General features: G+C 51.3%; 19 protein-coding genes. 8 read left to right on the top strand and 11 right to left on the bottom strand.

The window, feature by feature from the left end:
• The first annotated feature begins 122 nt into the window (after nt 1-122).
• Entirely contained in the window at nt 123-1,130 is a 1,008-nt protein-coding gene (gene yejK / locus N7E69_RS00545) for a nucleoid-associated protein YejK (RefSeq protein ID WP_000050806.1), read from the top strand.
• A gap of 27 nt (nt 1,131-1,157) precedes the next feature.
• A complete protein-coding gene (locus tag N7E69_RS00540; protein WP_000033438.1) occupies nt 1,158-1,778 on the top strand; it encodes a hypothetical protein in 621 nt (206 codons plus the stop codon).
• 108 nt (nt 1,779-1,886) lie between these two features.
• On the opposite strand, the gene rplY is transcribed toward N7E69_RS00540, so the two are convergent.
• The gene (gene rplY / locus N7E69_RS00535) at nt 1,887-2,171 is read right to left on the bottom strand and encodes a 50S ribosomal protein L25 (protein ID WP_000494192.1); all 285 of its coding nucleotides are present in this window, start codon (nt 2,169-2,171) and stop codon (nt 1,887-1,889) included.
• Nucleotides 2,172-2,295: 124 nt separating this feature from the next.
• Nucleotides 2,296-4,056, bottom strand: a complete 1,761-nt coding sequence (locus N7E69_RS00530) for a DEAD/DEAH box helicase (RefSeq protein WP_000578121.1) — start codon at nt 4,054-4,056, stop codon at nt 2,296-2,298.
• 151 nt (nt 4,057-4,207) lie between these two features.
• Here N7E69_RS00530 and rsuA point away from each other — a divergent pair, with 151 nt between their 5' ends.
• The 3 genes from rsuA to N7E69_RS00515 all read left to right on the top strand — a co-directional run bounded on the left by rsuA (nt 4,208) and on the right by N7E69_RS00515 (nt 6,856).
• Nucleotides 4,208-4,903, top strand: coding sequence for a 16S rRNA pseudouridine(516) synthase RsuA (rsuA, locus tag N7E69_RS00525; RefSeq protein WP_001234836.1), 696 nt, complete (start codon nt 4,208-4,210; stop codon nt 4,901-4,903).
• A gap of 27 nt (nt 4,904-4,930) precedes the next feature.
• Entirely contained in the window at nt 4,931-6,121 is a 1,191-nt protein-coding gene (locus N7E69_RS00520) for a Bcr/CflA family multidrug efflux MFS transporter (protein WP_000213347.1), read from the top strand.
• Between the two features lie 390 nt (nt 6,122-6,511).
• Nucleotides 6,512-6,856 (top strand): YejG family protein, encoded by a 345-nt coding sequence (locus N7E69_RS00515; protein WP_001094639.1) that lies wholly within the window; start codon nt 6,512-6,514, stop codon nt 6,854-6,856.
• Nucleotides 6,857-6,859: 3 nt separating this feature from the next.
• On the opposite strand, the gene yejF is transcribed toward N7E69_RS00515, so the two are convergent.
• The 9 genes from yejF to yeiP form a co-directional block, all read right to left on the bottom strand.
• Nucleotides 6,860-8,449 (bottom strand): microcin C ABC transporter ATP-binding protein YejF, encoded by a 1,590-nt coding sequence (gene yejF, locus N7E69_RS00510; RefSeq protein ID WP_001676055.1) that lies wholly within the window; start codon nt 8,447-8,449, stop codon nt 6,860-6,862.
• A 1-nt stretch (nt 8,450) separates the two neighbouring features.
• Nucleotides 8,451-9,476 carry an ABC transporter permease gene (locus N7E69_RS00505; RefSeq protein ID WP_001137747.1) on the bottom strand — a complete coding sequence of 342 codons (1,026 nt, stop codon included), beginning with the start codon at nt 9,474-9,476 and terminating at the stop codon, nt 8,451-8,453.
• Entirely contained in the window at nt 9,476-10,570 is a 1,095-nt protein-coding gene (locus tag N7E69_RS00500) for a microcin C ABC transporter permease YejB (RefSeq protein ID WP_000501619.1), read from the bottom strand. The genes N7E69_RS00505 and N7E69_RS00500 overlap by 1 nt, the downstream gene beginning before the upstream one ends.
• 9 nt (nt 10,571-10,579) lie before the next feature.
• Entirely contained in the window at nt 10,580-12,385 is a 1,806-nt protein-coding gene (locus N7E69_RS00495; RefSeq protein ID WP_000561749.1) for an extracellular solute-binding protein, read from the bottom strand.
• 106 nt (nt 12,386-12,491) lie between these two features.
• Nucleotides 12,492-14,048 carry a cyclic di-GMP phosphodiesterase gene (locus N7E69_RS00490; protein WP_000957751.1) on the bottom strand — a complete coding sequence of 519 codons (1,557 nt, stop codon included), beginning with the start codon at nt 14,046-14,048 and terminating at the stop codon, nt 12,492-12,494.
• 373 nt (nt 14,049-14,421) lie between these two features.
• Complete coding sequence (gene mepS, locus N7E69_RS00485; protein ID WP_000241015.1) at nt 14,422-14,994, bottom strand: bifunctional murein DD-endopeptidase/murein LD-carboxypeptidase; 573 nt, start codon at nt 14,992-14,994, stop codon at nt 14,422-14,424.
• 413 nt (nt 14,995-15,407) lie between these two features.
• Nucleotides 15,408-16,127 (bottom strand): phosphatase PAP2 family protein, encoded by a 720-nt coding sequence (locus tag N7E69_RS00480; RefSeq protein ID WP_000178093.1) that lies wholly within the window; start codon nt 16,125-16,127, stop codon nt 15,408-15,410.
• A gap of 29 nt (nt 16,128-16,156) precedes the next feature.
• Nucleotides 16,157-17,143 (bottom strand): CobW family GTP-binding protein, encoded by a 987-nt coding sequence (locus tag N7E69_RS00475; protein WP_000169349.1) that lies wholly within the window; start codon nt 17,141-17,143, stop codon nt 16,157-16,159.
• A gap of 212 nt (nt 17,144-17,355) precedes the next feature.
• Nucleotides 17,356-17,928 carry an elongation factor P-like protein YeiP gene (yeiP, locus tag N7E69_RS00470; protein WP_001136822.1) on the bottom strand — a complete coding sequence of 191 codons (573 nt, stop codon included), beginning with the start codon at nt 17,926-17,928 and terminating at the stop codon, nt 17,356-17,358.
• Between the two features lie 324 nt (nt 17,929-18,252).
• Between yeiP and N7E69_RS00465 the strand changes: the two genes are divergently transcribed.
• The 3 genes from N7E69_RS00465 (at nt 18,253) to N7E69_RS00455 (ending at nt 19,684) form a co-directional block, all read left to right on the top strand.
• Nucleotides 18,253-18,507: a YkgJ family cysteine cluster protein gene (locus N7E69_RS00465; protein WP_001675765.1), complete on the top strand. Its 255-nt coding sequence runs from the start codon at nt 18,253-18,255 to the stop codon at nt 18,505-18,507.
• 387 nt (nt 18,508-18,894) lie between these two features.
• On the top strand, nt 18,895-19,017 hold the full coding sequence (locus N7E69_RS00460) for a membrane protein (RefSeq protein WP_001519564.1): 123 nt from the start codon (nt 18,895-18,897) through the stop codon (nt 19,015-19,017).
• 1 nt (nt 19,018) lies between these two features.
• Complete coding sequence (locus N7E69_RS00455) at nt 19,019-19,684, top strand: GNVR domain-containing protein (protein WP_001213897.1); 666 nt, start codon at nt 19,019-19,021, stop codon at nt 19,682-19,684.
• The last annotated feature ends 44 nt before the right edge of the window (nt 19,685-19,728 follow it).

Genomic DNA, 19,728 nt, shown 5'->3' with positions numbered 1-19,728 from the left:
TTCTGCATTTTTATCCCCTAAATCATTCGCGTTACGGATAACGCCTGAAATGACAGGGCGATTGCTTGCGTCTTCCGGCAGGCGGTGGTTGAATACCGCCCGGTCTTAAAGGAGAGTTTATCATGAGTCTGGATATCAACCAGATTGCCCTGCACCAGCTTATCAAGCGCGATGAGCAAAATCTTGAGCTGGTCTTGCGCGATTCATTGCTGGAGCCGACAACCACCGTTGTCGAGATGGTGGCTGAACTGCATCGGGTCTATAGCGCCAAGAATAAGGCGTATGGCCTGTTTAATGAAGAGAGTGAACTGGCGCAAGCGCTGCGGTTGCAACGTCAGGGGGAAGAAGATTTTCTTGCCTTTAGCCGGGCGGCGACCGGACGCCTGCGTGACGAACTGGCGAAATACCCCTTTGCGGACGGCGGCATTGTATTGTTCTGCCATTATCGCTACCTGGCGGTGGAGTATCTGCTGGTTACGGTACTGAACAACCTGAGCAGTATGCGGGTCAATGAAAATCTGGACATTAACCCGACGCATTATCTTGATATCAATCATGCGGATATCGTGGCGCGTATCGATCTTACCGAGTGGGAAACTAATCCGCAATCGACCCGCTATCTGACGTTCCTGAAAGGTCGGGTAGGGCGCAAGGTTGCTGACTTCTTTATGGATTTCCTCGGCGCCAGCGAAGGGTTGAACGCCAAAGCGCAGAATCGCGGCCTGTTGCAGGCAGTGGATGATTTCACCGCAGAAGCGCAGTTGGATAAAGCGGAACGTCAGAACGTGCGCCAGCAGGTGTACAGCTACTGCAATGAGCAATTACAAGCCGGGGAAGAGATTGAGCTGGAATCGCTGTCTAAAGAGCTTTCCGGCGTCAGTGAAGTCAGCTTCAGCGAATTTACCGCCGAAAAAGGCTATGAGCTGGAAGAGAGCTTCCCGGCAGATCGCAGTACGCTACGCCAGTTAACCAAATATGCCGGCAGCGGCGGCGGGTTAACGATTAACTTTGATGCGATGCTACTGGGCGAGCGGATTTTCTGGGACCCGGCGACCGATACCCTGACTATCAAAGGGACGCCGCCGAATTTGCGCGATCAGTTGCAGCGACGCACGTCGGGCGGGAAATAAAGGCATACGACATAAAAGGACGCCGTAGTGAGTAAAGGAATACGTCAGAGGCCGCCTGTTAATTTCAGTTTATTTCGGCAGGTTTTGTATGCGCACATTGTCGCATTTTTGATGATGTTGATGCTCGGCATGGTGTTCACCGTTCTCTCGTTGGTACTGTTTTATACTTATGGCACCAACTGGTTACTGAGCTTGTTCATATGCCCGCTGTTCTTGTTAAGTGGTTTATTCATTACTGGATTTGCTTTTAAATCAACCTGGTCCAGCATACGTTACTATTACGACAAGGGGCAGTTGAAACGGTATGGATTCAATCTTGATGCAACTTTGACGCATAAAGAGAAGGTGGAAATACGCATCGATAATGCAAAGCGTCAAGTGCGTGTAGATGAACTGGAACTCCATGTCTTATTTGATTTTCAGTTTGATAGCAAGACATGGAGCTGCGGCGACTTACTGACCAATGAAAAGGTATTTGATGCGTTGAATGATGGGCAAACGATACCAATACGAATTTTGCCATGGAAACCGGAAAGTGCCAGCGTTCGTCAACGGGCATTATTCAATCGGCTTAAAGGTATGAATACCGCGGCGGAAACTACAGATCCTCGATTAGGGGAGGCGCTAATTGAATGTGGAGAGGTGTAAGAAAGCAGAAAAGCAAAGTGGGTTCTCGTTGCTCTGCATGTCGTCAAATTCAATTAAACGCATAAAAAAACCCCGCCGGGGCGGGGTTTTTCTTCAACTTCCAGGCGATTACGCGCGAACGAAGTCGATGTGAGTCAGCTTCGGTTTGTAAGCGTGACGCTGTACAGCCTGAGCTTTAACTTTTACTTCTTTACCGTCAACAACGAGGGTCAGAACTTCGCTGTAGAATTCAGCTTTAGCTTGCATGTTCATCACCTGGTCGTGGTCCAGTTCGATAGCAATCGGGGCTTCAGAACCGCCGTAGATGATTGCCGGGAACTTGTTAGCGGCGCGCAGGCGGCGGCTCGCACCCTTACCCTGCTCTTTACGTACTTCTGCGTTGATAGTAAACATTTAAATCTCTCTTTAATAATTCCTGCTACAGGCGACCCAGCAACAGGTAAGTGATCTGCTTTGCGTATGCAAAGGCGGGCGGGATTCTATACTCAAATCGCCGTTACATCAATGAAAAGTACAATTAACCACGTAATTCGTGCGCCCGGCGGAAGCGGCCTTCATAGTCGAACACTTTTTCACGCACCTGCCAGTACTGGCCTTTCATCCGCGCGACCACAAAATCGGGATGCCGCAACAGCGCCTGCTGCGCGACAATATCCGCCGCCGTGATCCAGCGTAAAGGAACGCCAGGCGTGCGCGTATGCGGGCGAATAAATAGCTGTTCGAAAGCGGTACGCTGGGCGGGCGTGTGCAAGCGGAAGCGCTCACTGACATCCGCGCCGTCCTCGTCATAGTAAGTGATTTTCAGCCATTCGCCTTTCTCATCCTGCCCATGCTGCATCGTCATTCCGCTACAGCGCAGGACTAACGCATCCTTGAGCCTGAGCGCCGCTTTTAACATATCGTCCGGGTCGACCAGAATGGCGTCACATTCCCGGCAGCGTCGGGCAGCAATATCGTTTTCGGCATTACACTGCGGGCAGTTTTTGAAGCGAAAGCGAAAATCGCACTGCTCGCGATGGCCGTCGTCATCCTCAAACCAGCCCTGGCAGCGACGGCCAAAGTGTTCAATCAGCGTGCCGTCGGCAGTGGTTTTCCCCCAGAAGGTGTTGGCAAAGCCGCAGGCCGGGCAAAATACCTGGACAGGGACGTTATCGCTTTTTCCCTTCGGGCTACCGACCTCCGGGGCATACAGGTCGTGCGGGTTGCCTGCGTAATCAAGAATCAGGCAATCGGTCTTTCCCGGCGCAAGGCGCAGACCACGCCCGACAATTTGTTGGTAAAGACTAACTGACTCCGTGGGACGTAGAATCGCGATGAGATCAACGTGTGGGGCGTCAAAGCCGGTGGTCAGCACCGAGACGTTAACCAGATAGCGAAAACGCTGCGCCTTGAAATTATCAATCAGCGCGTCGCGCTCGGGCCCTGGCGTATCGCCGGTAATCAGCGCCGCGTCGTCCGCCGGAAGCAGACCGACAATCTCTTTCGCATGTTCGACCGTGGCGGCGAAAATCATCACGCCTTTGCGCGTTTGCGCAAATTCCATAATCTGGCTGATGATGTGCGGCGTAATCCGCTGCTGCTTTTTCAGCTCGCGGTTCAGGTCGGCTTCGCTGAACAGCCCATTGCTTTGGGCCTGCAGGCGGCTGAAATCGTATTGGACCACTGGCATATCAAGCCGCTCAGGCGGCGTCAGATAGCCGTGTTTAATCATATAGCGCAGCGGCAGTTCATAAATACAGTCGCGAAACAGAGCGTTGTCGTTGCCGCGCACCATACCGTGATAATGAAATTGATAAATCCAGCCTTTTCCGAGGCGAAAAGGCGTGGCGGTGAGTCCAAGCAGACGTAAGTGAGGATTAACTTTACTCAGGTGAGTGAGGATTTGCTGATACTGACTGTCTTCATCGTCACCGATGCGGTGGCATTCATCGACAATCAACAGCGAAAACTCCTCCTGGAAGGCGTCAAGATTACGCGCCACCGACTGTACGCTGCCGAACACGACTTTGCCCTGACTCTCTTTACGTTTGAGTCCGGCGGCGAAAATATCCGCTTCCAGCCCCAGCGCGCAATATTTGGCGTGGTTCTGCGCGACCAGCTCTTTCACATGCGCCAGCACCAGTACCCGTCCGCGGGCGACGCGCGCCAGTTCGGCGATCACCAGGCTTTTACCTGCGCCGGTCGGCAGAACAATCACGGCGGGCGTACGGTGGCGGCGAAAGTGGCTGAGCGTGGCGTCTACGGCTTCTTGCTGGTAGGGGCGGAGTGTAAAAATCATGGTCTCACTACGTTAAACGGTTCCGGGAATAGTATGCCATGAATCATTTCCCTTGAGGGATATAGTTAGCCCGCTATACTGAGCGGATAGCAATTCCCTTTTTTCGGGTAGAATGCCCGATTTCCGTATTATTACAGGCTAAATCACACACATGCGACTTGATAAATTTATCGCTCAGCAGCTTGGCGTCAGCCGCGCTATTGCCGGGCGTGAAATTCGTGGTAACCGCGTTACCGTCGATGGCGACATCATTAAAAATGCGGCCTTCAAACTGCTCCCGGAACATGCGGTTGCGTATGACGGCAATCCCTTAGCGCAGCAACACGGGCCACGCTATTTTATGCTTAACAAGCCGCAGGGATACGTTTGTTCAACCGATGATCCCGATCATCCAACGGTGCTGTATTTCCTGGATGAGCCGGTGGCGTATAAGCTGCATGCCGCAGGACGTCTGGATATCGATACTACCGGTCTGGTGTTAATGACAGATGACGGTCAGTGGTCGCACCGCATTACGTCGCCGCGCCATCACTGTGAAAAAACCTATCTGGTGACCCTGGAGTCGCCGGTGGCCGACGATACGGCAGCGCAATTTGCGAAAGGCGTGCAGTTGCATAATGAAAAAGATCTCACTAAACCCGCTACGCTGGAGGTGATAACACCTGTGCAGGTCCGTCTGACCATCAGCGAAGGCCGTTATCATCAGGTGAAGCGGATGTTTGCCGCAGTAGGCAATCGCGTTGTGGAACTGCACCGCGAACGGATTGGCGCCATTACGCTGGATGAGAATCTGGCTCCCGGCGAGTACCGCCCGTTGACTGAAGAAGAAATCGCCAGCGTCGGCTAACTATCTCGTTAAATTCAGGAGTTCGATGTGACCACCCGGCAGCACTCTTCCTTTGCCATTGTCTTTATTCTTGGCCTGTTGGCCATGTTAATGCCGCTGTCAATTGATATGTATCTTCCAGCGCTGCCGGTGATTTCTGCGCAATTCGGCGTGCCTGCCGGTAGCGCGCAGATGACGCTCAGCACCTATATTTTGGGGTTTGCGCTGGGTCAGCTTATCTATGGACCGATGGCGGATAGCCTCGGGCGTAAGCCGGTCATCCTGGGCGGGACGCTGGTATTTGCCGCTGCGGCGGTCGCCTGTGCGTTGGCGCAGACTATCGATCAACTGATCGTGATGCGTTTCTTTCACGGTTTGGCGGCCGCGGCGGCAAGCGTCGTCATCAATGCGCTGATGCGGGATATTTATCCAAAGGAAGAGTTTTCGCGCATGATGTCATTTGTCATGCTGGTCACTACGATAGCGCCGTTAATGGCGCCCATTGTCGGCGGCTGGGTGTTGGTATGGTTAAGCTGGCACTATATCTTCTGGATACTGGCCATTGCGGCGATTCTGGCGTCAGTCATGATCTTTGCTCTGATTAAAGAGACGCTGCCCGTTGAGCGGCGTCAGCCTTTTCATATTCGTACCACAATAGGTAACTTTGCCGCGTTGTTTCGCCACAAACGCGTACTGAGCTATATGCTGGCGAGCGGGTTTAGTTTTGCCGGTATGTTCTCTTTTTTGAGCGCGGGGCCGTTTGTTTATATCGAAATTAATCATGTTCCGCCGCAGGATTTCGGCTACTACTTCGCGTTGAACATCGTATTTCTGTTTGTGATGACGATTATCAACAGCCGTTTTGTCAGACGGGTAGGGGCGCTAAACATGTTTCGGGCCGGGCTATGGATTCAGTTTGCGATGGCGGTGTGGATGGTTTTCAGCGCGCTGATGGGCATTGGATTCTGGGCGCTGGTGGTTGGCGTTGCGGCGTTTGTCGGCTGTGTGTCGATGGTTTCGTCCAATGCGATGGCGGTCATTTTGGATGAGTTTCCGCATATGGCCGGAACGGCGTCTTCGTTGGCGGGCACTTTCCGCTTTGGTATTGGCGCTATCGTCGGCGCGTTGCTGTCGCTGGCTACCTTTAACAGTGCGTGGCCGATGATCTGGTCGATTGCGCTTTGCGCCGCCTGTTCCATTCTGTTTTATCTCTACGCCAGCCGTCCCAAAAAACGGTGACGGGCGCGCTGTCCCTCAATGGCGCCGAAGAATGCGCAGGCGGCGTTGGGGGATGCTATCCGCTACACGATGGCAAAGCCAAACGGCTTTCATAGTTGATGTATATCAATTACCAATTCATCATTTTCCTCCTTTATGTTTATTTTATGTAAAATCCATTTATGTAAAAAGTCACATCATTGTAGTTAAAAAGGTTGAGTTAGATCGCAGAAACGGGTACATATAGCCCGCCGCTATCTCCGTGTCGGTAAAACTATTTTAACTCCCGCTTGCTGTAGAGCCACTGACGGAGAGAAGGGCGTTAGCAATCTGTTTAAGGACGGGTTGTCAATGATGTGTTAATATAAATGTAAGTAAATTGTGAAGTAATTGTGCTTCCGGGGAAAGAAAGTGAATACATTACAGCTCTCAATTGTTCACCGTCTGCCGCAAAACTATCGCTGGTCGGCGGGTTTTGCGGGGTCAAAGGTTGAACCGATTCCGCAAAACGGGCAGAGCACCGAGAATAGTCTGGTGGCGCTTAAACTGTTGAGTCCGGCAGGCGATAGCGCGTGGTCAGTGATGCATAAGCTCAGCCAGGCGCTAAGCGATATTGAAGTTCCTTGCTCCGTGCTGGAGTGCGAAGGGGAACCGTGCCTGTTCGTTAATCGTCAGGATGAGTTTGCCGCCACCTGTCGGCTGAAAAATTTCGGTGTGGCGATAGCGGAACCTTTTTCTAACAATAATCCTTTTTAGGCGTCAGCTTAACGCGAGTAGCTGACGCGTATAGGCCTGTTGCGGTGCGGTAAACACGCGCTCGCATTGCCCCTGTTCAACCACCTCCCCCTGCCGCAGCACAATAACCTGATGGCACAGCGCGCGTACTACATGCAGATCGTGGCTAATGAAGATATAGGCCAGACGGTGCTTTTGCTGGAGCGATTTCAGGAGGGCAAGAATCTGCGCCTGAACGGTTTTATCCAGCGATGAGGTCGGTTCATCCAGAATAATAAGCGACGGTTTTAAAATCAGTGCCCTGGCGACGGCGATACGTTGACGCTGTCCGCCGGAAAACTCAGCGGGGTAACGATGCCGCGTTTCCGGGTCCAGGCCGACTTCCATCATGACCGCTTTCACCTGCTGTTCGCGCTGCGCGCCTGAAAGCGTAGGCTGGTGGACGCGCAGGCCTTCTTCGATAATTTGCAATACGTTTAAACGCGGGTTTAGCGATGAGTTCGGGTCCTGGAATACGACCTGGATACGGTGGCGAACAGGTAAAAGCTGGTGGCGGTTTAACGTATCCAGCGATTGACCGTCAAACACGATGCGGCCTTCGGAGCGGATAAGCCGTAACAGCGCCAGACCGGTGGTGCTTTTTCCCGATCCTGACTCGCCGACCAGACCCAGCGTTTCGCCTGGATGCAGGGTGAAACTGATATTGTTAACCACCACATTATGATCCACGACGCGCTTCAGAATGCCTTTGCGGATCGGGAAGGCGACGCGCAGCCTGTCCACCTCCAGCAACGGCGTCTGCCCGGCGGGGAGCGGAACCGGATCGCCTGTGGGTTCGCTGTTGAGTAGTTTTTGCGTGTACGGATGGGTCGGCGCGGAGAGCAGCGTGTCGGCGCGTTGGTTCTCTACGCACTTGCCGTGTTGCATTACCGCTACTGAATCCGCCAGTTTTTTTACAATGCTGAGGTTATGGGTGATAAACAGTAATCCCATATTAAGCTCGCGCTGGAGTTCCCGTAGTAGAGATAAAATCTGCGCCTGTACGGAGACGTCGAGGGCGGTGGTCGGCTCATCGGCGATCAGTAATTCCGGCCGTGTTAACAGCGCCATGGCTATCATGACGCGCTGGCGTTCGCCGCCGGAAAGCTGATGAGGGTAATCGCGCAGACGCTGGCTCGCCTGGCGGATACCGACCCGATCCAGACAACCGATCATCTCCGCTCTTGCCGCCTCCCGACGCATTCCCCGATGGAGCGACAGCACTTCATAGAGCTGTTTTTCCAGCGTATGCAGTGGGTTAAGTGAAACCATCGGTTCCTGAAAAATCATGGCGATTTTATTGCCGCGCACGCCGCGTAGCGTCTGCTCGCTGGCATGAAGCAATGATTCGCCGTGAAAGCGAATATCGCCGGAGAGGTAGACGGCGGGAGGGGTAGGCAAAAGACGCAGAATGGAAAGCGCCGTCACGCTTTTTCCTGACCCGGACTCGCCGACCAGCGCCAGCGTTTCCCCGGCGTTCACCTGTAACGAAATGGCGTTAACGACAGGGCGCACGTGCTGTTGCTGACGGAAACCTACCGATAAATTTTCAATCGCAAGCAATGGAGATGTCATCTTATACCGCCTTAGCAGGATCAAAGGCGTCGCGTACCGCTTCGCCGATAAAAATCAGCAGCGATAGCAGAATGGCGACAGACAGAAAGGCGGCGATCCCCAGCCAGGGAGCCTGTAAGTTGTTTTTCCCCTGTAAAAGAAGTTCGCCAAGAGAAGGGGAGCCAAGCGGCAGACCGAATCCCAGAAAATCCAGCGACGTCAGGGTGGTGATGGAGCTACATAAAATGAACGGTAAAAATGTCAGGGTAGCGACCATCGCATTAGGCAACATATGGCGCAGGATAATGTCCCGATCGCTGACGCCAAGCGCCTGCGCGGCGCGGATATAGTCAAAATTGCGGGTCCGTAAAAACTCGGCGCGCACCACGCCCACCAGACTCATCCAGCCAAACAGTACGGTTATGGCCAGCAGCCACCAGAAGTTAGGCTGCACTACGCTGGAAAGTAAAATAATCAGAAACAGGGTCGGCATCCCCGACCAGACTTCGATGAGACGTTGCCCCCATAAATCGACTTTGCCGCCATAATAGCCCTGTAGCGCGCCCGCCAGTACGCCCATGACGCTGGAGCAAATCGTTAACATCAGGCCGAATAAAATAGAAATGCGGGTGCCGTACAGGATGCGGGCGAAAACGTCGCCGCCATTCGCATCGGTGCCCAGCCAGTTTTTCGCCGAAGGCGGGGAGGGGAAAGGCTGCGTGGTGGCAAAATTAATGGTATTGGCACCAAAGCGTACGGGGGCCCACAACACCCAGCCCCGATTCTCAAGCTGCCGTTGTAGCCAGGGGTCCTGATAATCCGCCGTTGTCGCCAGCGGGCCGCCGAAATCGCGCTCGCTGTAATTTTTTACCAGCGGAAAATACCACTGGCCTTCATAGCGCACCAGCAATGGCTTATCGTTAGCAATCAGTTCCGCGCATAAGCTCAGGCTGAACATGATCAGGAAAATCCATAGTGACCAGTAGCCCCGGCGATTATGGCGGAAACGCGCCCAGCGGGCCTGATTGACCGGGCTTAATCGCGGCATTATCGTCCCTCAAAATCAATGCGTGGATCGACCAGCGTATAGCTGATATCGCTCAGGATATTCAGTAATAAGCCAATCAGGGTAAAGATATAAAGCGTGCCGAACATCACCGGATAGTCGCGCGAAACGGTTGCTTCATAACCCAGCAGCCCCAGGCCGTTGAGCGAGAACATGACTTCAATTAGCAGCGAGCCGGTGAAAAACATACTGATAAAAGTGGCGGGAAACCCGGCGATCACCAGCAGCATGGCGTTACGAAAAACATGTTTCCAGAGAATGTTTTTTTCACTCACGCCTTTAGCGCGAGCGGTAACGACATACTGTTTACGCACCTCGTCGAGAAACGAATTTTTCGTCAGCATCGTCAGGGCGGCAAAACCGCCGATGACGGTCGCCAACACCGGTAGCGTAATATGCCACAAATAATCGGTGATTTTCTGGTACCACGGTAACGTGTCAAAGTTGGCGGAGACCAGGCCACGTAGCGGAAAGATATCGTAGTAGCTGCCGCCGGCAAAAAAGACGATTAATAAAATAGCGAACAGAAAGGCGGGGATCGCATAACCGATAATGATAAACGCGCTGCTCCACACATCAAAGCGACTGCCGTTATGGACGGCTTTGCGGATCCCCAGCGGGATAGACACCAGATAAATAATCAGCGTGCTCCATAATCCCAGGGTAATGGAGACGGGAAGACTATCTTTGATCAGCGCCAGTACGGATGCGCTGCGAAACAGACTGTCGCCGAAGTCAAAAGAGAGATAGTCCCGTAGCATCTTGAAATAACGCTCATGCAGCGGTTTGTCGAAGCCGTAGCGATGGGTGATCTCCGCGATCACCTCCGGATCGAGTCCCCGGCCGCCGCGATAATGGCTGTCGCTGATATTGCCGACGCCGGTTTGCGCATGACTGGCGCGAACGCCTTCGCCGCTGGCGCCGGGCAACGCGCCGCCCTGACCAAATTCAATCGCGGCAATCGCCTGATCGACAGGGCCGCCGGGAGCGATCTGCACGATAAAAAAGTTAATGGTAATAATGGCCCATAGCGTGGGGATCACCAGTAACAGACGGCGGATAAGATAGGCACCCATTGATTCTTACTACCTCCTGGCTGCCGGTAGCTTGGCGGCTTTGTTGACATCATACCACCAGGTATCTAACCCGATGGTATATACCGGGCGAATCGCCGGATGGGAGAATTTATCCCACCAGGCGAGCCTGTCTTGCGCCATATACCACATCGGCAGCATGTAATAGTTCCAGGTCAGCACGCGATCCAGCGCCCGTCCCAGCGGCACCAGTTTCGCTTTATCACCCTGCGCTGCGATAATTTGCGCGATCAGTTTATCCACCACCGGGCTTTGTACGCCGGGAGCGTTATAACTGGAGTCAATGTATTCCGACGCCCATGAGATTTGTAGATCGGAGCTGGGCCAGGGCATCGCCCGCCATAGCCTCGGCATCATGTCATAGTCGCGGCTACGCATCCGGTTGGTGAGCTGAGAATTATCAACCTGACGGATAGTCATCGTAATGCCCAGACGCTGAAGATTATGCTGGAAGGGCAGAACCCACTGGCTATTACTGCTGGCAGGAAGGAGAAGTTCAAACGTCAGAGGCTTACCGGTGACGCTATTGACCCGTTGCTGTCCGTTGATCACCCATCCGGCCTGCGTCAACAAGGCGTCAGCTTTAAGAAGATTTTCGCGATCGTAGCCGTCGCCGTTAGAGACCGGCGGCTGATAGATCTGAGTGAAGACTTCAGGAGGAAGATCTTTTTTCATCGGCGCGAGTAATACCAGCTCATCGGCGTCAGGGTAATTTCTGGCGGCGTACTCGGTATTCTGGAAGTAACTGTTGGTTCGGCTCCAGGCATTATAGAACAGCGCTTTATTCATCCACTCAAAATCGAAGGCCAGGGTGACAGCTTCACGTACCCGCCGGTCTTTAAATACCTGGCGCTGAATATTAAAGGCCAGCCAGCGTGTGTCCTGCGCCGACTCGTTTTTCTGCTCTTCTTTAATGATGTAATGATTATCGAAATTTTTACCGATATAGCGCGTTGCCCAGTTTTTAGCGTCGTTTTCCAGCCGTAGATCAAATGCGCCCGCTTTAAACGCCTCGAAAGCGACATTGTCATCAAGGTAGTAATCGTAGCGGATAGTGTCGAGGTTAAAACGTCCACGATTGACCGGCAGATTAGCCGCCCAGTAGTTTTTGACGCGTGAATAGACAATGTACTGGCCCATTTTCCACTGAGTAATCCGGTATGGCCCGCTGGCTAAGGGCGGCGTTGAAAGTGGATCGCTGAGTTTGTGATTTTTCCAGAATTTTTCGGGCATGATCGGTAGTGAAAACAGACTAAGCATGTCTTCTTTACCAGGCTTCGCCAGCTCAATTCGCACGGTTAAAGGCGCAATCGCCTTCACGGTAGTACCTTTATAGACCAGACGGAACTGCGGTACGCCTTCGGTCATAAACTTATGAAAGGTAAAGGCCACATCGCGGGCGGTAATGGGCGTGCCATCGTGAAAACGAGCGCGGGGGTTAATCGAGATTTCCACCCAGGAATAGTCGGCGGCATAGCGGGCATGGTCGGCAATCAGCGGATAATAGCTTCCGGGCTCATCATCCGAGGTGGTAAAAAGCGTATCGTAAAGGGCTTCGGTACGTACGCCGGGATTGCCGCGCAGCGAGTAGCGATTGAAATTATCGAACGTACCAATGGCGGAAAGCGTCATCTGACCGCCTTTCGGCGCAGCAGGATTCACATAATCAAAGTGATTAAAGTTAAAAGCATACTTAGGTTCGCCGAGTACGGCGAAAGCGTAGCTTTCTTTGATTTCCTGGGCCTGGGCGCCAGCGCTAACCAGTGCGACAAGCAGAAGCATTACGCGCGCAATCATCTGAAGGCGGTTTCCTTATCGTATTGCCCGCTGCAAACCGGCAGGCGTTTCGCTGAATAATAAGTGACGTTGCGTCTGATGTGAATCCGTTAAAACCGTAAGGGGACTACCATTCAGGCACGGAAGGCGCCGACATCCACAGCACGAAATCTTTTAGGGGTAAAGGACGGCTAATCCAGTACCCCTGCAAGTAATTAACACCGTGATCGCGTAGCCAACGGGCCTGCTCCGGCGTTTCAACGCCCTCGGCCACCGTCAGCATATTCAGGCGTCTGGAGAGCGTCAGCACGGTATCCAGAACCGGAGACGTGACGGTTTCCGTACCGATCGCCTGGATAAAGCCGCGATCGATTTTCAGATAATCTAAAGTAAATCGCTCCAGATAAATCAGGGCGCTATGGCCTGTACCGAAATCATCTATAGCGATTTCAAACCCGGCGGAATGCAGCCATTCGAACAGTTTGGCCGCTTCATACTGCTGGAGCATATCGCGTTCAGTGATTTCCAGCACGATATGAAAATGGTGCGCGGGCAGGGCGTCCCTGAGCCGGTGCATATCCTCTTTAAAACTGTCGCTGTGCAGATGTTCCGGCGCGATGTTAATGCCAAATTTGGCACCGACGGGCATCACCTTCTGTAGCGTGGGCGCGTCGCGGGCGATCAGCTCGAACAGATGCTGCGTTAACGGTACGATAAGTTGCTGCGCTTCGGCATAGTGGATAAAGGCATCCGGCGGAATCTCGCCTGCCGTAGGGTGACGCCAGCGCAGTAAGACTTCAAGCCCGGTGACGCTCAGCGTACGAGTATCGACGACGGGCTGATAAACCACATAAAACTGCTCGTGTTTGATCGCCGTTAAAATCTCTTTGCCCGGTCGCGTCCGGAGGGCATAGATAAAGTAACAGATAAACCCCGCTACGATGCCGCTAATGCAGCCCAGCATCAACGCATACCACAAGTCATTGTAGGTCCAGCTATCGGCATAAAGCTGTATTTTAAGCGGCAGGCCGTTGATAGTTGCCTGTCGTGAAGGCGTGCCCGGCAGCTCCGCGACGGTCAGCAGACGCGAAGAAAAGGTCGACAGCGCGGTATTGCCGACAATCAGCGCGATGCCGTTAAAATCATCCTGGCGCGTGGTATAGAGTAAGTAGGGCGTCAGGTTAATATTCAGCGATGTGAATACGCCGCTGTCATTTAATAATGGGTTTCGATACCAAATCACCATTGTCGGTTTGTTGGGCATCATTGGCGTGCCGGGCAGAATCGCCATAGCAACGTCTTTGCGGATATCTATATCCGGTACCAGTTGCTGAAGCGGCATATTCATGGCGCCAGTGGCGGAAGAGCAGAACACTTTTTTATCTTTAATCAATAAGAAGGCGCGGACATTAAGGCTAAAAGCGGCTCTTGAGGTGAGTTCTGCGCCAACCTGCTGACAGGTGTTGATCGTCAACGGCTGAAGAATATCGGTGGTGGCTTTCAGGTCGGCGAAATAGCTGGCCAGGTAATGTTGTACATCAGAAAGGAGCGTATTGTATTTAACATCCCGTTTATGCCACGACAGGAAAAATTGCAGGCTACCAATAAGTAATGCTGCCGCTATCCCCGTAATGATACAGGTAAGCAGGATTTTCCGACCGGAAGAGGAGTCGCGTGTAAGCATAATTCCTGGTGTGACCTGAAAAGGCGGATGCCGGTTAAACTGGTTGATTTATAAGACTATAGCCTGGATTACCCCGGATAGTCATGCTTTTCTGTGATGCGCAGGAAAGCGTATTGTCGCAGTAGTCGTTGGCGGAAATGACCTGAATGTCTGATGGCGCTATGTTTATCAGGCCTATGTTCGTGTGTTGTAGGCTGGATAAGAGGCGACACGTCGCTATTCGGCACAGTGTCGCCTGACGGCTATTCTGTCAGGCTGGATACGCCATTCGGCAAAACGGGTTCAGAAGGGATAATAAGCAAAAGCACTGCCGAAGCAGTGCTTTTTATGTCGTCTCATCAGGTAAGCCAAGGGAGGTGCTGCCTGATGAAGATTAACTGCGGCTCAGAACTCGACGCGCTTCATTGTAGCGTTTTTTCCAGTACGGTTCGTTCATACTGGAGATAATGACGCCGCTACTGGTAGACGCATGGACAAACTGGTTATTGCCGATATAAATACCGACATGACGACCAGTGGAACCGGCGCGGAACAGAACCAGATCGCCCGTACGCAGGTTATTGCGTGAAACCGCTTTGCCCATTTCCTGCTGTTCATAGGTTGAACGCGGAAGCTCTAAACCAAACTGTTCACGGAAGGTGCGCTGTACAAAGCTGGAACAGTCGACGCCTTTCTTAGTGCTGCCGCCCAGGCGGTAACGCACGCCTTTCCAGTCAGCATACTGATCCATAATCCGCGACTTAACGTCGAGGTTACGCACCATATTTTCAAATTCATCCTGAGAGGCTTGCAGTGAAGAGCTATCGCTATTGCCCACAGCATGCGTCTCAGAATGCATATTCTTTGCGGTATTGGTGGTTGTGCTACAAGCAGAAAGCAGAACCGCAACTGCAATCGCAGGAATCCCGCGCAAAATATATCTCAAAATCGGTTGAGATTTGACCATGTTGTTTGTTTTCCCTTGAAGTCCTTAACGATAAATATCGTTATAAAAATGCCAAACGTGATGAGACTAATTACCTGCACAGCTTGAGACAATTCTTTGTGCACAAATCTGTGGCGGAACGCACAAATTTATTCGCAATGAGAATAATTATCTGGCGAGGCAAAACGAGTTTGAGATTACCCGATTGTTGCTGTCATTGCGAGCGATTTCGCGTGATTTTTTATAAGAATTTATGATACGAAAAGTGAACTATCAGCACGGGTCAAATTAAGCGCAAATCGTTTAAAAATCGGGCAAACTGTTCATTTTGCAGAGGAATAATATGACCGAAAAATGATGGGCTGGGGGAATATCATCATAAATTACCTTCAACGATGTAAAACTATCGCTGAAGGTAATGTTAATTACATAGGTTATTTGTTTAAAATTTGTTTATTTCCGCCCGGGAGATAATTCTCAAAAAGCGTTATCGCCCGGTCGCTGAGCGGGGTCATCAGCCACCAGGGGAGGCCAATCAAAATAACCGTGAGTGACCCGACCACAATATCGGTGAACCAGTGAGCGCCAATCATAACGCGCGGAAACGCGAAAACCACAAATATAATAAGGGCGATAATCCCCGCCGTTTTGCCGAAATAACGCAGCATAAAGGCGGAAAATATCAGCAGCATCATACCGTGATCGCCTGGGAAACTGTCTTTTGACGCGTCTTTTGTCGGGATGTGCAGCAACTCGCTGACGCGATAAATATGCTCAAAAGAGAGCGTTGGGCTGGCGCGCTTGACGGGGATCAGCGCCTGACCGAGTTGGTTAAGCACCACCGCTGTTAGCAGCATGACCAATCCGATTATCACAATGCGCCGCCGGCCCGACGCGTCTTCTTTTAGCCAGAAACTGAGCATCAGTCCGCCCATCGCCAGCAGCGAACAGCCGTCAAACGCCCGATTATTGGTAATAGCGACCCACCAGAGGAACGCGTGGCTTTCCACCAGTTTCTGGTTAAAGAAGTGGAATATGCCGGAATCAATGGTGAACCAGAAACCGTGATTGACGGGAAGATACCATGACAAAAACAGCGCCAGACCGGCGGCATTAAGCAGAATTATCAAGGAATAGCGGGTTTTCATCGTCATTTCGCCATAGTTTTTAAACGGTGGCAACCTTACGCGTGCGTCGCTAAACGAAGCTTCAACAAGGCCGTCTGTAACGTATTCCAGTCGGTTTCTGTGTTTGAGATAAGTTCAACCCGGCTATCCGGCGGCGCGACACTCTGTGTTTCGATGTGCAGGTCATCGCCCTGGCGATTGATGCGTACCAGCCCCTCTTGTATGCGCATAACGCCTTTCACCCGGCCCACCGGCGCCAGACGCGCCCATTCGAGGAGGCCAATGGTGTCAAACACGGTATCGGCATCGAAAATCCAGCCGCAGGCCTGATGACCCTGTCCGCTATTGAAGCTGCGTCGCCAGCGCTGCTGGGCGGGCAGATTTAGCGCGGCGAGTCCTTTTTTACTGGCATGAGTGTGAGAATGCGCGGCGCTGGCCGGCAGTTCCGCCAGATTTTGTCGCGGTAAATCCAGAAGCTTACCGTCTATCTGTCCATGTTCGGCATGAATCAGTTGACGATCGCCGCCGTACTGTCGCCACCACTGTTGCAGGGCGGCATCGCTCTGCGCCGTGGCGCGGTCGGTTTTATTGGCGATGATAATATCGGCTGAGGCGAGCTGATCGCGGAAATTTTCATTGGCGACGCTCTGTTGGTCCAGTAGCAGGCGAGGGTCCAGGATGCAGAGCGTGGCGCGTAAATCAATCCACGGCTCATAAACCGGCGCAGTTAATAAATCCAGAATCTGTTTTGGGTGCCCCAGTCCGGTTGGTTCAATCAGCAACCGGTCAGGTTTGCCCTGGCGCAGCAGCGTGTTGAGCCCCACCTGCATAGGCAATCCATTGACGCAGCACATGCAGCCGCCGGGGATCTCTTTTAGCAGTGCGCCGCTGTCGGCAAGCAGCGCGCCGTCAATACCCACTTCACCAAATTCATTAACCAGGACGGCCCACTTTTCAGCCGGATCTTTATGAGCTAATAAATGAAGGATAGAGGTGGTTTTTCCGCTACCGAGAAATCCAGTAATAAGATTGGTTTTGGTCACGTCAGCTCCAGAATATTGATACAACATAACAACTTTTAATAATCCTAGCGAATAAACGTGAAAAAGAGAAGTGCTGAGTTGACGAAGTCGTGCTTCTGCCATCTTAAGAGCAGAAAATGTTAAATTTTTAACGTTTCTCTTGCCTGGTGCAGAACAGTCAATAAATAAAAGGGGCAGACTGCGCCCTGGGGCGCAGCCGAAAAATGTGAAACTTAATCCGCGCGCCCCATATAACGGCGCTCTTCGATATGAATGCGGATTTTCTCACCTGCGCTCAGGTATTCGGGAACCTGAATCACCAGACCGGTGCTTAATGTCGCGGGTTTGTTACGTGCGCTGGCGGACGCTCCTTTAATACCCGGCGCGGTTTCGACGATTTCCAGATCCACGGTCTGCGGAAGCTCTAGCGCCAGCAGTTGGCCGTCCCAGGTCAGAACCTGCATATCCGGCATTCCGCCTTCAGGCATAAACAGCAACTCTTCTTCAATCTGATCTTTGGTGAAGGTATACGGCGTATAGTCTTCTTTATCCATGAACACATATTCGTTGCCATCGACATAAGAAAAGTCAACGCCGCGACGGCTCAGGGTGACGGTATCAACGATATCGTCGCCTTTGAAACGTTCTTCCACTTTCAGACCGGTGCGGACATCGGAAAAACGCATTTTATACAGTGTGGCGGCGCCACGGGCGGTAGGTGACTGAATGTCGATATCTTTCACAATCAGCAATTTGCCGTTGTAGTTCAGTACCATACCTTTTTTGATTTCGTTCGCTCTTGGCATCGAGGAGATCCTGTTGTAGGGATTATCTAAAATATCGCGTAAAACTACTCGCGGCGGGCCGTCCAGGCAAGTGGAATTGTCACTTTTGCTGGTGCAAAAAAGGTGATACTGTTCGCCCGCTTTCCGCTCCGCGTTCAACGAGAATAGGCGATGGCATGTCGCCCGGAGGGGGGAAGTGTGCTGTGTTGTCCCTTCTGTTTCCAGCCTTGTCTTCGGAATGTCTGAGGGCAGGTCTGATCATGATGACGTCCACATTTTAAATCTGGATTTTTCTTTGGACAAATTCTGTTATCTTTCATTTGGTTATAAATAGAGGGGCTGAGCATGGACTGTCGTAGCGGTTGTGGTGCTTGCTGTATTGCGCCTTCAATTTCGTCGCCGATACCCGGAATGCCGAATGGCAAGCCGATGAATACCAGATGCGTGCAGCTTTCGGAAGATAACTTGTGCCTTATCTTTGGCTCGCCTTTACGCCCAAAAGCGTGCTCTGGTTTGCAACCGACAGGGGACATGTGTTTAACGACCCGGGAAGAGGCCATTATTTATTTGCTGGAACTCGAACAGAAAACCTTACCATGATCTAAGCCGCTTTTGATAAATGTGCAGGGGCTTACGTTATATCCCGAAATAGTCTGCAAAAGCTGCGCATCAAATTACCTCCTTTTACCATTAAATAGCGTAATACATGCTTCCCTTATTTCGTGGCTTCTGAAGCGGTAGATGCCGCCGCTCAACCCCGTTGGTGCCTGAACGTGTACCGAACAAACCGTCACATAAAACAAAAACGATCAATTTTATTTATATGATAGTTTTTATCTATTAAAAAGAGGAATTTTGATCGATTTTAATTATTTATAACGATCGATATCATGAATTTGATAGTTTATATCTATCATTGATGTATTTATCGATCGATATAACCAGTGTGAATGTGTTGTTATTTTCCTTTAAAATACTCGAATTCTTATGTGTGGGTTTTATCTTATGAAGAAATATACGTTCGCAGCCAGGGCGTTTATTTTTACGCTGGTGTTGCTTTTTGTTATTTCAGTATTCGGGTTGACTATTAGCGTTTTAAAAGGGATGTGAAATGCGGGGAGAAAATAGTGAAATTGATTTAGTCGACGTTTCCTTATTCCTTATAAGAAAATGGCTAAGTATCGTGATCGTTACCTTTATTTTTGTCGCCATTGGCTATGTTTTTGTGAGCGTGCAGCATGATACAAAGGTTGTGAGTATTACAATCAAACCTAATCTGGATACGCCTGCTACCTATGCGTTATGTGGCTATACTAATGATATTCAATGTAAAACAACGGTTATCCTTAACCAGTTTAGCCGTTTCTTGCCTGCGGAATATAAAAATAAAATAAGTTTTGACGCGAAAAATCAGCTTGTTCTTTTTAAGGCGCAGGGGAGGGAAGAAAGCGTCAATAATATTATTTCCACCCTGAAAAATAGTGTCGATAAAATGGCGGCATGGTATATCGATGATGGTGACATTAAACGTTATAGCGTGCATAAAAATATGTTACAAACGGAAACATATGCAAAGCTATCCTTGTTGTCGGAGGCGGTTAAAAATAATGCTAACATTGAAGTGATAGATGTTGCTGTCACACCAAAATATAAGATGCGGCTGGTGTTGGTTCTTTGCGGACTGATGGGCGTAATTTTCTCAATAACCGGTCTTTTATGTAGGAGGGCGCTTACAGAATATCGTTTTGAGAAAAAGACAATGAATGACCGCGCATGAACATTGCGCAGAGATAAACTCTGCGCTGAATGTGTCGAAGAGTA

Source organism: Salmonella sp. 3C (assembly GCF_025426275.1).
GTDB lineage: Bacteria > Pseudomonadota > Gammaproteobacteria > Enterobacterales > Enterobacteriaceae > Salmonella > Salmonella enterica.
This window is presented reverse-complemented; position numbering and strand designations above follow the sequence as displayed.